Here is a 12,958-nt window from a genome sequence, read left to right on the forward strand (position 1 = left end):
TGGCAGGACCTGTCGCTCAGCCGCCTCAGGCCTTGCGTGCCCGTGTGGCCTTCTTCGCGGGAGTCGCCTTCTTCGTGGTCGCGGCCGCCTCCTTGGCGGTCGTGGCATTCGCGGCGGTGGTCTCGGTCGCCGCGCTCTTGGCGGCCGCGGTCGTCCGGGCGGTCGCCGTCTTCTTCGCCGTCGACCTGGCGGCGACCGTCTTCTTCGCCGGGGCCTTGCGCGGGGCCTTCACCGGGGCCGCGTCGCTGATGCGGTCGGCTCCGAGGATCTCCCGCAGGAACTTGCCCGTGTGGCTGGCCGGAACCCCTGCGACCTGCTCGGGCGTGCCCTCGGCGATGACGAGGCCACCGCCGGCGCCGCCCTCGGGCCCCATGTCCACGACCCAGTCGGCGGTCTTGACGACGTCGAGGTTGTGCTCGATGACGATGACCGTGTTGCCCTTGTCGACCAGGCCGGACAGCACCGTGAGGAGCTTGCTGATGTCCTCGAAGTGCAGACCGGTGGTCGGCTCGTCCAGGACGTAGACCGTGCGTCCGGTGGAGCGGCGCTGCAGCTCGCTGGCGAGCTTGACGCGCTGTGCCTCGCCGCCGGACAGGGTGGTCGCGGACTGGCCGAGCCGGACGTAGCCGAGGCCGACGTCCTTCAGGGTCCTGAGGTGACGGGCGATCGCGGGGACGGCCTCGAAGAAGTCCGTGGCCTCCTCGATCGGCATGTTCAGTACGTCGGCGATGGACTTGCCCTTGTAGTGGACCTCCAGGGTCTCCCGGTTGTAGCGGGCGCCGTGGCAGACCTCGCACGGGACGTAGACGTCCGGGAGGAAGTTCATCTCGATCTTGATGGTGCCGTCGCCCGCGCAGTTCTCGCAGCGGCCGCCCTTGACGTTGAAGGAGAAACGGCCGGGCAGATAGCCGCGGACCTTCGCCTCGGTGGTCTCGGCGAACAGCTTGCGGACGTGGTCGAAGACGCCGGTGTACGTCGCCGGGTTGGACCGGGGTGTACGGCCGATCGGCGACTGGTCGACGTGCACGACCTTGTCGACGAGGTCGTCGCCGTCCACGCGCGTGTGCCGCCCAGGGACGTTCCTCGCGCCGTTCAGCTCGCGGGCCAGGTGCGTGTACAGGATGTCGTTGACCAGCGTGGACTTGCCGGAGCCGGACACACCGGTGACGGCGGTGAAGACGCCCAGCGGGAACGAGACGTCGATGTCCTGGAGGTTGTTCTCCCGGGCGCCGTGCACGGTGAGCTGCCGGGTCGGGTCGAGTGGGCGGCGGATGTCGGGCAGCGGGATGACCTTCCTGCCCGACAGATACTGCCCGGTCTGCGACTCGGTGTTGTCGAGCAGCTCCTTCAGGGAGCCGCTGTGCACGACCTTGCCGCCGTGCTCGCCCGCCCCGGGACCGATGTCGACGATCCAGTCGGCCATCTTGATGGTGTCCTCGTCGTGCTCGACGACGATGAGCGTGTTGCCCATGTCGCGCAGCCGGACCAGGGTCTCGATGAGCCGGTGGTTGTCGCGCTGGTGCAGACCGATGGAGGGCTCGTCGAGGACGTAGAGGACGCCGACGAGACCGGAGCCGATCTGGGTGGCCAGGCGGATGCGCTGGGCCTCGCCGCCGGAGAGGGTACCGGCCGCGCGGTTGAGCGAGAGGTAGTCGAGGCCGACGTCGACCAGGAACCGCAGCCGTTCGTTGACCTCCTTCAGCACCCGTTCGGCGATCTTCTTGTCGCGCGGGTTGAGCTTCAGCTCGCCCAGGAAGTCCGCGCAGTCGCTGATCGACATGGCGGAGACCTCGGCGATCGACTTCTCCATGATCGTGACCGCGAGGACGATCGGCTTCAGACGTGTGCCCTCACAGGTGGGGCAGGGCACCTCGCGCATGTAGCCCTCGAAGCGCTCACGGCTGGCGTCGCTCTCGGCCTCGCCGTGCCGCCGCTTCACGAACGGAACGGCACCCTCGAAGGCCGTCGTGTACACGCGCTCGCGCCCGTACCGGTTGCGGTAACGCACCTCGATCTGCGTCTTGTGGCCGTACAGCAGGGCCTTCCTCGCGCGCTGCGGAAGACCGGCGAAGGGGATGTCGGTCCGGAATCCCAACGCGTCCGCGAGGGCGCCGATGAGGCGGCCGAAGTAGTCCTTGGTGTGGCCGTGCGACCAGGGGTGGATGGCGCCCTCGTCGAGCGACTTGTCCTCGTCCGGGACGATCAGCTCGGCGTCGACCTCCATGCGCGTACCGATGCCGGAGCAGTCGGGGCAGGCGCCGAAGGGCGAGTTGAAGGAGAAGGAGCGGGGCTCCAGCTCCTCGAAGGACAGGTCGTCGTACGGGCAGTACAGGTGCTCCGAGAACATGCGCTCGCGCTCGGGGTCGCCCTCGGGGAGGTCGACGAAGTCGAGCACGACCATGCCGCCGGCAAGACCGAGGGCGGTCTCCACTGAGTCGGTGAGGCGGCGCTTGGCGGAGTCCTTCACCGTGAGGCGGTCGATGACCACCTCGATGGTGTGCTTCTCCTGCTTCTTCAGCGTGGGCGGGTTGGAGAGCTGGACGGTCTCGCCGTCCACCCGTGCGCGGCTGTAACCCTTGGCCTGGAGATCCGCGAAAAGGTCGACGAACTCGCCCTTGCGCTCACGCACCAGCGGCGAGAGGACCTGGAAGCGACTGCCTTCGGGCAGCTCCAGCACCCGGTCGACGATGGCCTGCGGCGACTGGCGGGAGATGGGCCGGCCGCACTCGGGACAGTGCGGCTTGCCGATACGCGCGAAGAGCAGCCGCAGGTAGTCGTAGACCTCGGTGATCGTGCCGACCGTCGAGCGCGGGTTGCGCGAGGTCGACTTCTGGTCGATGGAGACCGCCGGGGACAGACCCTCGATGAAGTCGACGTCCGGCTTGTCCATCTGCCCGAGGAACTGCCGGGCGTAGGAGGAGAGCGACTCGACGTACCGGCGCTGCCCCTCGGCGAAGATCGTGTCGAAGGCCAGCGAGGACTTGCCCGACCCCGACAGGCCCGTGAAGACGATGAGCGAGTCGCGTGGCAGGTCGAGCGAGACGTTCTTCAGGTTGTGCTCGCGCGCGCCACGGACGATGAGACGGTCGGCCACGCCGGTCCGCACCTTTCTTGAGTGAGTGACAGGGGCCAAGGACCCCGTCTTCCACAGACTAGGGGGAGCCACTGACAGCGCCGGTCCTGTTTCCCCGTTCCACAACAATCCCGGGCCTTCCAGCATGCCCGACGCCGCACCCGACCATATAGCACGTGCATTCGATTTGCGGGCGTGGCCGGACTCCTTCACCCGAAGGTGTGGCGGGGCTAGGGTCGGCGGCATGATGGATCACGCACGTGACCTGGCCTCTGTACGTGAAGCGACGGACCGGCTCCTCAGCGCAGCAGCCGCACTGGACAACGCGGCCGTGACCGACCCGTCACGGCTGCCCGGCTGGACCCGCGGCCACGTCCTCGCCCACCTCGCCCGCAACGCGGACGCGCTCGTGAACGTCCTCGAAGGGCGCCCCATGTACGTCTCCGGGGAGGCCCGGGACACGGACATCGACCGGGACGCGCCACGCGCCCTGAAGACCCAGCTCGCCGACGTGCGCGACAGCGCGGACCGCTTCCAGGACGCCGCCTCGGCCCCCGGGGACCGGTCCCGCACGGTCGAGCTGCGCAACGGGGTCACGGACTCCGCGTCCCGGGTGCCGTTCCGGCGCTGGATCGAGGTGGAGATCCATCACGTGGACCTGGGGATCGGGTACGAGCTGGAGGATCTGCCGGAGGAGTTCGTGGAGCGGGAGATCGACTTCCTCGTCGACCGTTTCACCGGTCATCCCGAAGTGCCGTACACCCGTGTTACGGACGGCACGCGCGCGTGGACCACCGGTAGCGCCGCTTCCGGCCCCGGAGTGACTGTGACCGGAGCCGCGCCGGCGCTCCTCGGCTGGCTCCTGGGCCGCCGCGACGGCTCCGCGCTGCGCGTGGAAGGAGGGGCTCTCCCTCCGCTGCCCCCGCTATAGGCTGCCATCATGACGTACAGCGGAGCGGTGAAGGTCGGCGGTCCTGCGGATGTGCACGAGCTGCGGGACCTGATGATCTCCAAGGTCGCGGTCGGCCCGATGGACAACAACGCGTATCTGCTGCGCTGCCGGGCCACGGACGAGCAGCTGCTGATCGACGCCGCGAACGACGCCGCCACCCTGCTCACCCTGATCGGTGACGACGGGATCGCGTCCGTCGTCACCACGCATCGGCACGGCGACCACTGGCAGGCGCTCGCCGAGGTCGTGGCTGCCACCGGCGCCCGCACGTACGCGGGCCGGGACGACGCCGAGGGCATCCCGGTGGCGACCGACGTCCCCGTCGGCGACGGCGACACGGTCCGGGTGGGGCGCGTGGAGCTGACCGCGCGCCATCTGGTGGGCCACACGCCGGGTTCGATCGCCCTGGTCTACGACGACCCGCACGGGCATCCGCATGTCTTCACCGGGGACTGTCTCTTCCCGGGCGGCCCTGGCCGGACAACACGTCCGGAAGAGTTCAACTCCCTGATGGGCGGCCTGGAGACGAAGCTGTTCGACGTCCTGCCCGACGAGACGTGGATCTACCCCGGCCACGGCAACGACACCACCCTCGGCACGGAGCGGCCCCACCTCGCGGAGTGGCGCGCACGAGGCTGGTAACCCGTCCGACGACGACCGCCCCCGTTTCGAACCGAAGCGGGGGCGGTCGCGCGTTCAGGCACGTCGACGCTCGGGCAGCGAAGCCACCCGACAGGAACATGCAGAGGGTCCCGGGAAGACGTCTCGCGCCACGCCGGCATAGCGGCACGCTCTCGCCCGGCAAGATGCGTACGCCGCCCGCCGACACCAGCGCCCACGCCGCAAGGTGATCGACCGGCCGAGGTCCTCCGGGGCCCGCTTCCCCCCGCCTTACCTCGATACGGCGGGAGCGTGCGAGACCGCCAGGAGCGAGCAGCAGATGCCGAGGAAGCAGGCGACCACGGCGCAGAAGGCCCGCCGACGCCAGGCGGCCACCGGCGAGAAGTACACCGCCGCCCTCCGCGCCCGGGCCACGGGCCCAGTCCGGCACCGTCAGTTCAGTGCGCGCGGCACGGGCTGGGCGCCCATCATCGAGCGTGCCGAACGCAGGCTCGTCGAGGTCCGGCCCGGTCACCCCGCGCCGGACCGGGGAGAGAAGTTCGGTGACCTGTGCTGGAAGGGCACGCCATGGCCCCAGGCCCCGACGTATGGGCGGTGGGGTCGCGTCCGCCCCGCACGTCGCCGGCTACGCGGCGGGTGTGAGTTCGGCGCGGCCGAACAGCAGGGCGTAGCCGGTGGGGAGTCGGCCCAGGATGCGGGTGATGAGGTCGGGGCCGGCGTGGGCGGCGACGGCGGAGAAGACGGATCCGGTGTCCCAGCGGGTGGTGGCCAGGGAGGCGCCGGTGCGGGCGGCGAGGTCCTTGACGAAGGCCCAGCCGGTCAGGGGCTGGGGGTCGGGGATCTGTGCGGTCAGGACACGTGCGGCCTCCGGGGGCAGACAGGCGGCGAGATCGACACGTTCGTCGCCGGTGAGCCGGCGCCCCAGGCCCGAGAGGACCAGGCGGACGGCTTCGTCGGCTCGCTCACGCGTGGGGTAGGCGCCTTCGTAGCGGACCTTCTCCAGCATCTGCTCGTACGCCGTCGAGTACGAGTGCCGGTGCTCAAGCGGTTCGCGCACGTCGGTGATCACTGCGGTGCATGCCTTTCATGGGAGCCAGGGTGCCGGTGCGCGGCACCGAGGTATGGGTCAGGTGGGCCGGGGACGGCCGAAGAGGAGGTCGTAGCCGACGGGGAGCTGGAGCAGGATCTGCCCCAGCAGGTCATCGCCGACGGCGTCGGCGACGGTGGACAGCACGGCGCTGACGTCCCAGGTGGCGGTCTGCTCGGTGGCGCCCTCGATCCAGGCGGCGGTCGCCCGGACGAACCGCTCCGGGGGTAGCGGTTCGGCGCTCTGCAGCGGGTTGAGCAGGATCAGGGCGAAGCCCTCCGGCAGGCGCGCCGCGAGCTGGGCGCGGACTTCGCCGACCAGGTGCGCGCCGAGCAGGGCGAGCACCACGCGGGCCGCGCGCTCGGCTTCCTCCGCGGTGCCGTATTCGCCGCGTTCCTTCACGTTGTCGAGGAACGCTTCGCGTCGCAGAGTCATGTCGGCCCCCACGCCTCCTTGTTTCTCGGACTGCCACGGGAGGGCGGAGGACGGGGTGAGGGGGAGATCAGGTGCCCGTCCTCCGCACCGGTCCGTCCGGTGTCAGCCGGAGATCTCCTTGCGGCCGGTCCCGACGCCGATGGAGATCTTGCGGGGCTTGGCGCGCTCGGCGATCGGGATGCGCAGGGTGAGCACGCCCGCGTCGTAGTCGGCCTTGATGTGCTCGGTGTCGAGGGTGTCGGCGAGCACGATCTGGCGGGAGAACACGCCCAGCGGCCGCTCGGACAGCTCCATCTGTACATCGTCGGCCTTCGTCACCGGCCGCCGCTCGGCCTTGACGGTGAGCATGTTCCGCTCGACGTCGATGTCGATCGCGTCCGCGGTGACGCCGGGAAGGTCGAAGGCCACCACGTACTCGTCGCCCTCGCGGTAGGCGTCCATCGGCATCGCCGACGGCTTCGACCAGGTACCCGGGCCCATCAGCTGCTGCGTCAGCCGGTCCAGCTCACGGAAGGGGTCAGTGCGCATCAACATCGTGAAAACACCTCCAGCAGGTTCAGGCAGTTACTGCCAATGCGCCTCACTGACACCGTTGTAACATGTCATCCAATGGATGACAAACACGATGTCGTCTACATGATGACGATCCGAGGGAGGTGTCTGTGACCACAGCCGACCAGCCGGCCACGACCAGCACGAACGCCCACAGCCCGGCGTCGTTCCTCGCCGCCGTGGCGGCCCTGAACGCCATAGACGGCGCCCTGCGCGACGCCCATCGGGACTCTCCGGACATGCCCGACGGGGCCGGACCTGGTCCCGGGCCGGAGCAGGCGCTGGCCTCCCTGATGCTGCTGCGGCAGGTGCGCGAGCTGCTCGCCGGATGGGAGACCGGCCTGATCGAAACCGCCCGCGACGCGGGCGCCAGCTGGGCCGACCTCGCTCACCCCCTCGGCGTCGCCAGCCGTCAGGCAGCCGAACGCCGCTACCTGCGCGGCCGGCCCGGCCCCGCCGGAACCACTGGCGAGCAGCGCGTGACGGCCACCCGCCAGGCCCGTGCCGTCGAACGCACCACCGCCGCCCGGGCCCGTGCCAACGCCGCCGACCTACGCCGCATCGCGGGCCAGATCACCGCCCTCACCGACCTGCCCGCCGCCGCTCGCCGCCCGCTCGACAAGCTCCACGCGGCCCTCGCCCACGACGACCCCGCCTACCTCCTCGCCCCCCTGACCGCCACCCGCCCCTACCTGGCCGCCGCCCACCCCGACCTCGCCGCCCGGCTCGACACCCTCACACCCCCCTGAACCCACCCGTTGTCCCAAGGCATGCGCAAGATCCCCTGCCGTCACGTGACACAACTCCGCGCTTCTTCGAACGAGGAGCTGGTGAGCAGGGATCACCGTGTCCCCTCCGGACTGCCCCATCTGTCACATGGGGTAATGCTCTGGTCTGACATGGGAGCTCGCTTCACTCTCCCCCAGGGCACGAGCCCTCCGGACCCGGCCCCTCGTCGTGCTCACGGTCATCTCGACCACCTGGCGGGGACGGTCTGGTCACCCTGGTTCGCCATGGCGGGCCCTGGAGTGTCGGGTACGGGCGCGGAGAGCGCAGGGAAGTCATCACGGGGCGTCGCCTTCTGTGAGGGGCTGACGCAGGGGTGCGATTCCCGCGTGCACCAGACGGAGGAACAACGCCCTCCGCTGCTGCCGCAACTGCGGGTCCGCGCTCGTCTTCTTCAGCCCGTCCGCGACCGCGAGGAGGAGAAGCACGATGTCCTCGGCGGTCGCGTCGGAGGTCGAGAACTGCACTTCTCCCGCTGCCGCGGCGGTATGCAGCGCGGAGGCGAGCCGGACGACCAGGGCCGCATGGGCCTCGCCGGCGATGTCCCCGGCGACGTCGAGACTCGCATCGAGGACTTCCCCGCCGTGCACGCTCGACGAGATCTGTGCCAGGAGTCCCTCGAAGTAGGCGGCCATCGCGGCATCGACTCGGGACAGCACGTCGCCCTGCTGGGTGAGAGCAGTGTCCACCTCGCCGAGTGCCCGGGAGTGCGCCCGGCGGGACCCTGCCCGGAAGAGATCTTCCTTGCTGGGGAAATGCAGGTACAGGGCAGCCCGGGACATCCCGGCGGCACGGGCCACGTCCTGCATGGTGGTCTTGCCGTAGCCGTACCGACAGAAGGCGGTCAGTGCGGCATCGAGGATGTGTTCCGTTCGGTCGTCTGCCATGCTGTGATCCTGACGCAATGGACTCCCAGCGTCAACGAGTCCAATTTGGCTGGTCATCTCGGGTTCCATACTCAGTGCCCGGCCCCTCAACCCATCAGGAGCAAAGGCCCCATGACGCAGACAGCAGCCGTCCCGGCCGGTGGTGCGATCGCCGAGCAGATCCGCGACGTCGAGCGGGCCAGGCTCCGAGCGCTCGTCGCAGGCGACATCCGTGCCGCTTCCGAGCTGCACGCACCCGACTTCCAGCTCGTCACCCCCGTCGGCCACGTGCTGCCCAAGGACGCATACCTCCAGGCGATCGCGACCGGAGACATCGACTACGTGGAATGGGAACCCGGCCCCATCGACGTCCGCATTCACGGGAACGCAGCCGTCATCCGCTACCAGGCCACGCTGGAGGTGATCTTCAAGCACCACCGGGTACCCCGCGCGAGCTACTGGCACACCGACACCTATGAGAACGCAGACGGCCAGTGGCAAGCGGTCTGGTCCCAGGCAACCGCGATCGCGCAGATGACAGAGCGCCCCCTCCCGTAGCGGACCCGGACCGCCGGATCCGAGAAGGGGGGCACATGACCGATCAGATCAGGGAGCGTTTCTTCCGATGACCGCACAGCCCGCACGCCCTGAGCGCAGCGGTCCCGAGACCGCCTCGGTCATGGATGTCTCGCCGTTCAAGCCTTCTCTCGTCAAAGCGGTGTTCAGGGACGTGACCTCGATGCACGTCTCTCGGTCGGCCGCGTGGGCCGCCGCGTCGGTGACGCGGACAGTGCTGACGGAGATCATCGACGGCGCGAAGAGAGCGGCGGCGGAGGAGGCCCGGAAGAAGCTGATTCCCGGGGACCTTCTCTCGGCGATCGACCGGAACGTCGAGCTCGAGGTGGGGGACAAATGGTACGACCACAGCCCGACGTTTCGAGGCCTGACCGGTGTCCTGTACGACGCCGAGGGTGTCATCGTGCCTTCTCGTAAGCGCAGCAGGTCGCACAAACCGAGTGCCGTGGTCGGCGCCCACAGGTTCGAGGCCGGGGTCAAGAAGCTGCTGCGGAGCCGAGGGGCGACGGCCGTCCCGGCGATGGTCCGCGACCTGGACGGAATCGCGAGCGTGTTCCTGACGGACCTCGCCCGGGACGCGGCCATGGTCGTCCGCGAGGGCGGGGTCAAACGTTTCGGTGCGGTCACCCTGGTGACGTCGGGCGAACCGGCCCCACCTCCGTTCCTCAAGGATTCCCTCCGGGCCCTGTCCGCCCGCAGGGGGGACGGGCGGACCATCGGCAGGGATGACATCCTGGCCGCCACCACGATTCAGTTGTTCGGCGGCAACCTCAGGCAGCGAGCCCTCACCGAGGCACGTGAGGCGACACAGAACACCTGAGCCGGCTGCCTGGATGGGTATCTGAAGAACGAGTTCAATGTTTTCCAGGGCAGGCCGAAAGCGGATGGCTCGGTGAGGTGGGTGTCGAGTCACGCTGTTGTCGCGGTGACACTCCGCAACCGCTCCCCGAGATCTGCGCCAGAATCCCTCTCGCGAACAGAGCCAAGCAGTCCAGAGCTCGCGGTCGCAGGCACCCCCAGGCTTCCCGGGCGATCCTGGAAGGACAACACGTCCGGAAGAGTTCAACTCCCTCATGGACGGCCTGGAGACCAAGGTCTTCGACGTCCTGCCCGACGAGACGTGGATCTACCCCGGCCACGGCAACGACACCACCATCGGCACGGAGCGGCCCCACCTCGCGGAGTGGCGCGCACGAGGCTGGTAACCCGTCCGACGACGACCGCCCCCGTTTCGAAACCGAAGCGGGGGCGAACGCGCGTTCGGGCCCGCCGGCGCTCGGGGAGCGTGATGCCCACGGACGGTGGCGTCCAGAGCTCCGTCGCTGACGCCAGCAGCCGTGACCGCCGGAGGCGGGGGGACGGTTCCATGGGTTGCGGTCTCCTGGGCCGGGTGGTGATTCGGTCGGGTGACCTGACAGGTCAGAACGGCGGGCCGTTGGGGTCGAGGGGCTTGCGGCGAGAGCTGTCGCCGGTCCTGCACTCGCCCTTCGAGGGCCCGCACGGCGCCGCCGACACGAGCTGCTGTCCAAGGTGCTGCGGTACACCGAGGGCTGGGCCTCCGTCGAACTGGACCAGGACGAGGAAGCGGCGGCCGACCGCGTTATGTGGAACGCGCCGCGCGCGGCCATCGGCTACCCGCACGAGGCGGCGCTGACGACCTGATGGGGCATCGGACCGGGCGGCCGCGGACGACGGCGGGCGTCGTCCGCGGCCGTAACTCGGCGGGGGGTGCGCCCCGCCGGTCGGTCGGCAGGGCGCCAGGCGCTCAGTCCTCCTGCTGCTCGGCAGCCGCCTCCTGGCGGCAGCGGGCACACTGCGTGAGGCAGCGCGTCGGGAGCGGTTGGTCCGGCGGATCGAGCAGAACCGCGTGGCTGCCGGGGTGGCCGCAGATGGTGCACTTCATGGTCATCACCTCTTTCCTCACCCCTTCTGCGGGAAGAAGGGCCCAGCACAGTACGACCCAGCCGTGACCTGCGTCACAGGCCGACGCGACCAGCGGGGAGTTCTCCACGCGGTCCACGTCGTCCATGTACCGGGCCAGGACGCGGGAACCATCAACCCATCCGCCCGCGCGCGATCTCCAACGGGTCGTGCCCGGCAGCCCGGGCGGCAGTGGCGAAGCTGCTGCGGAGGGAGTGCCGGGACCAGTCGCCGGAGAGGCCAGCGGCGATGGCCAGGCGCTCGACGACCTCGGCGGCGGCCTCAGTGGTCATCCGCCCGGCCGGGTCCACGATGATGCGGCCGTGCCGGGTCATCGGCGGGGCGATGCGGCACCAGAGGTCGACGCGGACAAACAGTGAGCCGCCGGAGAGGCCGGCGGCTGTGAGGGCGGCGAGGTAATCGATCGAGATCTTCCCTGCATAGTGCTGTGACCGGGAGGGTTCGCCGGGGTCAGCTCGATCAGTCCGAGCGTGCTGCTTCCCACCTCCATGAGGTTTGGCGAGGGAGGCCGTCGAGTTCTCCGCGGCCGGTGCACCAGAGGAGTACCAAGGTGGGGTCTCCGGGCGGGGCGGCGGGGAAGAGCCGGTTGAGTACTGCTGTGCTCAGCGGTGCTGGTGGTAGCCAGTCCACGGACAGTCCCTGCGTGATGTCGTAGGTGTGCAGCAGTGTTTCGGCGACGCCCATCGCCGCGAACCCTTCGGGGTCGCACGGGCCCCAGTGCCAGGCCCGCAGGGTCGGGCTGGCTGTGGCCAGGGCGCTGCTGAGCAGTCCGCCGCAGGCGGTGACGGCCTGGAGTACTTCGGCCGGCGAGGCAGTGGGGCGAACGTTCAGGTCGATGGGAAGGTAGGCGTCGGCGGGCTGTGCTGCCAGCTGCCCTGCGTAGGCCAGCAGGTCGTGGCCGATGTGGGCTGCTGTTTGCCAGCAGGTCCATTCGAGCGGCCCCGCCGGCACCGTCCAGTCCTCGGCGGTATGGGGGCCAAGCACCCGCAGCATCTCTGCCACGGCGGCGTCGACGTCCTGATGGTCCATGCAGAGCTCCTCGCGGTCCGTGTTGTGGCAGTGGGCTGTGCCGGTTGTCGATCCTTCACGCTGCCAGGCATCTGGCACGTCCGCCCCAGCGGATGCCTTTCTCGCTGCGGATGCGGGCACGCTCTCGGCGTTGCGCGGCGAGCACGTCGGGGTGGCGGGCGTTGGCGTTGCGCCAGCACAGGTAGCGGTGCAGGACCCGGGTCTGTGCGGGGTGGCTGCGATGCTGGGAGTTGGCCAGGGTGAACTGCCGCAGCGGTCCGAAGTGGGCCTCGATCGGGTTGGCCCAGGAGGCGTAGGTCGGGGTGAAGCACAGCTCGACCTTGTTCTTCTTCGCCCAGCAGCGGATGTCCGCACCGGTGTGGGCGGAGAGGTTGTCCAAGATGATGTAGATCGGGGCGCCGTCGGGTCGGGCGGCGCGGATCGACTTCAGCGCCGCCAGGGTGTTGGCGGTGCCTTTGCGGCGGCGGTTGACGCCCCACAGCCGGTCGTCGCCGACGGAGTAGCAGCCGTGGAAGTAGGTGACGCCGTGGGTGCGGCGGTAGGTCGCCGGCAGCCGGTCGGGCCTGCCCTGTTTCGCCCAGCAAGAGCCCGCGGTGGGCCGGATCCCCAGCGGCCCGAACTCGTCGAAGGCGAACACCCGGCCAGGGAAGTGCTCCAGCACGTGCTCGATCCGGTCGAGCTTGGCGTCGCGCTCGGGGTCGGGAGATTCCTTCCAGGTCTTGGTGCGCTGGAAGGTAATGCCGCGGCGGCGGAGCAGGCACCGTAAGGCTTCCCGGCCGATGCGGATGACGCGTCCGTGGACTCGGCGCAGGTAGGCGGCGAGTTTGCGGATCGACCAGCGGGTGAAGAGCTGACCGAGCTTGCTGCTTCGGCCAGACGCTGCGCGGCGGCCACGCCATGGCATCACCGCGTTCCGGCCGCTGCTGGACCCGCTGGACCTGACCGGTGCGGTGGTGACCTTCGATTGAAGGCCGTCACTGTGCGAGGCTGCCGTTCCCGCACGCCGGCCAGGCACTGCAGATCGTCCGCCGGCGGCGCAC

General features: G+C 69.7%; 14 protein-coding genes and 2 pseudogenes. 7 read left to right on the top strand and 9 right to left on the bottom strand.

The features are described from left to right. Positions 1-25: 25 nt before the first annotated feature. Positions 26-3,094, bottom strand: a complete 3,069-nt coding sequence (gene uvrA, locus OG858_RS11195; RefSeq protein WP_327723826.1) for an excinuclease ABC subunit UvrA — start codon at positions 3,092-3,094, stop codon at positions 26-28. Between the two features lie 223 nt (positions 3,095-3,317). On the opposite strand from uvrA, the gene OG858_RS11200 reads away from it, so the two are divergent. Both OG858_RS11200 and OG858_RS11205 read left to right on the top strand, forming a co-directional pair. Beyond that, positions 3,318-4,004, top strand: coding sequence for a maleylpyruvate isomerase family mycothiol-dependent enzyme (locus tag OG858_RS11200; protein ID WP_086747827.1), 687 nt, complete (start codon positions 3,318-3,320; stop codon positions 4,002-4,004). 9 nt (positions 4,005-4,013) lie between these two features. After that, positions 4,014-4,667 (top strand): MBL fold metallo-hydrolase, encoded by a 654-nt coding sequence (locus OG858_RS11205; RefSeq protein WP_086747826.1) that lies wholly within the window; start codon positions 4,014-4,016, stop codon positions 4,665-4,667. A 604-nt stretch (positions 4,668-5,271) separates the two neighbouring features. Here the strand turns inward: OG858_RS11205 and OG858_RS11210 are convergent. The 3 genes from OG858_RS11210 to OG858_RS11220 all read right to left on the bottom strand — a co-directional run bounded on the left by OG858_RS11210 (position 5,272) and on the right by OG858_RS11220 (position 6,702). Then, positions 5,272-5,715, bottom strand: coding sequence for a DUF2267 domain-containing protein (locus OG858_RS11210; protein WP_086747825.1), 444 nt, complete (start codon positions 5,713-5,715; stop codon positions 5,272-5,274). Positions 5,716-5,772: 57 nt separating this feature from the next. After that, positions 5,773-6,168, bottom strand: a complete 396-nt coding sequence (locus tag OG858_RS11215; protein ID WP_328544947.1) for a DUF2267 domain-containing protein — start codon at positions 6,166-6,168, stop codon at positions 5,773-5,775. Positions 6,169-6,270: 102 nt separating this feature from the next. Further along, positions 6,271-6,702, bottom strand: a complete 432-nt coding sequence (locus tag OG858_RS11220; RefSeq protein WP_086747823.1) for an Hsp20/alpha crystallin family protein — start codon at positions 6,700-6,702, stop codon at positions 6,271-6,273. 128 nt (positions 6,703-6,830) lie between these two features. Here OG858_RS11220 and OG858_RS11225 point away from each other — a divergent pair, with 128 nt between their 5' ends. Then, positions 6,831-7,469: a type III effector protein gene (locus OG858_RS11225; RefSeq protein ID WP_327723830.1), complete on the top strand. Its 639-nt coding sequence runs from the start codon at positions 6,831-6,833 to the stop codon at positions 7,467-7,469. A gap of 315 nt (positions 7,470-7,784) precedes the next feature. Here OG858_RS11225 and OG858_RS11230 read toward each other — a convergent pair whose 3' ends face one another. After that, positions 7,785-8,393, bottom strand: a complete 609-nt coding sequence (locus OG858_RS11230) for a TetR/AcrR family transcriptional regulator (RefSeq protein WP_319065959.1) — start codon at positions 8,391-8,393, stop codon at positions 7,785-7,787. Between the two features lie 111 nt (positions 8,394-8,504). Here OG858_RS11230 and OG858_RS11235 point away from each other — a divergent pair, with 111 nt between their 5' ends. The 4 genes and pseudogenes from OG858_RS11235 to OG858_RS11250 all read left to right on the top strand — a co-directional run bounded on the left by OG858_RS11235 (position 8,505) and on the right by OG858_RS11250 (position 10,610). Further along, positions 8,505-8,930, top strand: coding sequence for a nuclear transport factor 2 family protein (locus OG858_RS11235; protein ID WP_319065961.1), 426 nt, complete (start codon positions 8,505-8,507; stop codon positions 8,928-8,930). A gap of 67 nt (positions 8,931-8,997) precedes the next feature. Continuing rightward, a complete protein-coding gene (locus tag OG858_RS11240) occupies positions 8,998-9,768 on the top strand; it encodes a hypothetical protein (protein WP_319317462.1) in 771 nt (256 codons plus the stop codon). Positions 9,769-9,970: 202 nt separating this feature from the next. After that, a pseudogene (locus OG858_RS11245) lies at positions 9,971-10,153 on the top strand (MBL fold metallo-hydrolase); the annotation flags it as partial. A gap of 325 nt (positions 10,154-10,478) precedes the next feature. Further along, positions 10,479-10,610: a hypothetical protein gene (locus OG858_RS11250; protein WP_319261083.1), complete on the top strand. Its 132-nt coding sequence runs from the start codon at positions 10,479-10,481 to the stop codon at positions 10,608-10,610. 103 nt (positions 10,611-10,713) lie between these two features. Here the strand turns inward: OG858_RS11250 and OG858_RS11255 are convergent, their stop codons facing one another. From OG858_RS11255 to OG858_RS11270, 4 genes and pseudogenes are all read right to left on the bottom strand, one after another. Then, on the bottom strand, positions 10,714-10,851 hold the full coding sequence (locus OG858_RS11255) for a hypothetical protein (RefSeq protein WP_319261081.1): 138 nt from the start codon (positions 10,849-10,851) through the stop codon (positions 10,714-10,716). A gap of 151 nt (positions 10,852-11,002) precedes the next feature. Then, complete coding sequence (locus tag OG858_RS11260; RefSeq protein ID WP_319261078.1) at positions 11,003-11,203, bottom strand: site-specific integrase; 201 nt, start codon at positions 11,201-11,203, stop codon at positions 11,003-11,005. A 145-nt stretch (positions 11,204-11,348) separates the two neighbouring features. Continuing rightward, a complete protein-coding gene (locus tag OG858_RS11265; RefSeq protein WP_328544946.1) occupies positions 11,349-11,918 on the bottom strand; it encodes a maleylpyruvate isomerase N-terminal domain-containing protein in 570 nt (189 codons plus the stop codon). 55 nt (positions 11,919-11,973) lie between these two features. Next, positions 11,974-12,798 (bottom strand): annotated as a pseudogene (locus OG858_RS11270) (IS630 family transposase); the annotation flags it as partial. Between the last annotated feature and the right edge of the window lie 160 nt (positions 12,799-12,958).

It is taken from the genome of Streptomyces europaeiscabiei (assembly GCF_036346855.1).
Taxonomy (GTDB): Bacteria; Actinomycetota; Actinomycetes; order Streptomycetales; family Streptomycetaceae; genus Streptomyces; species Streptomyces europaeiscabiei.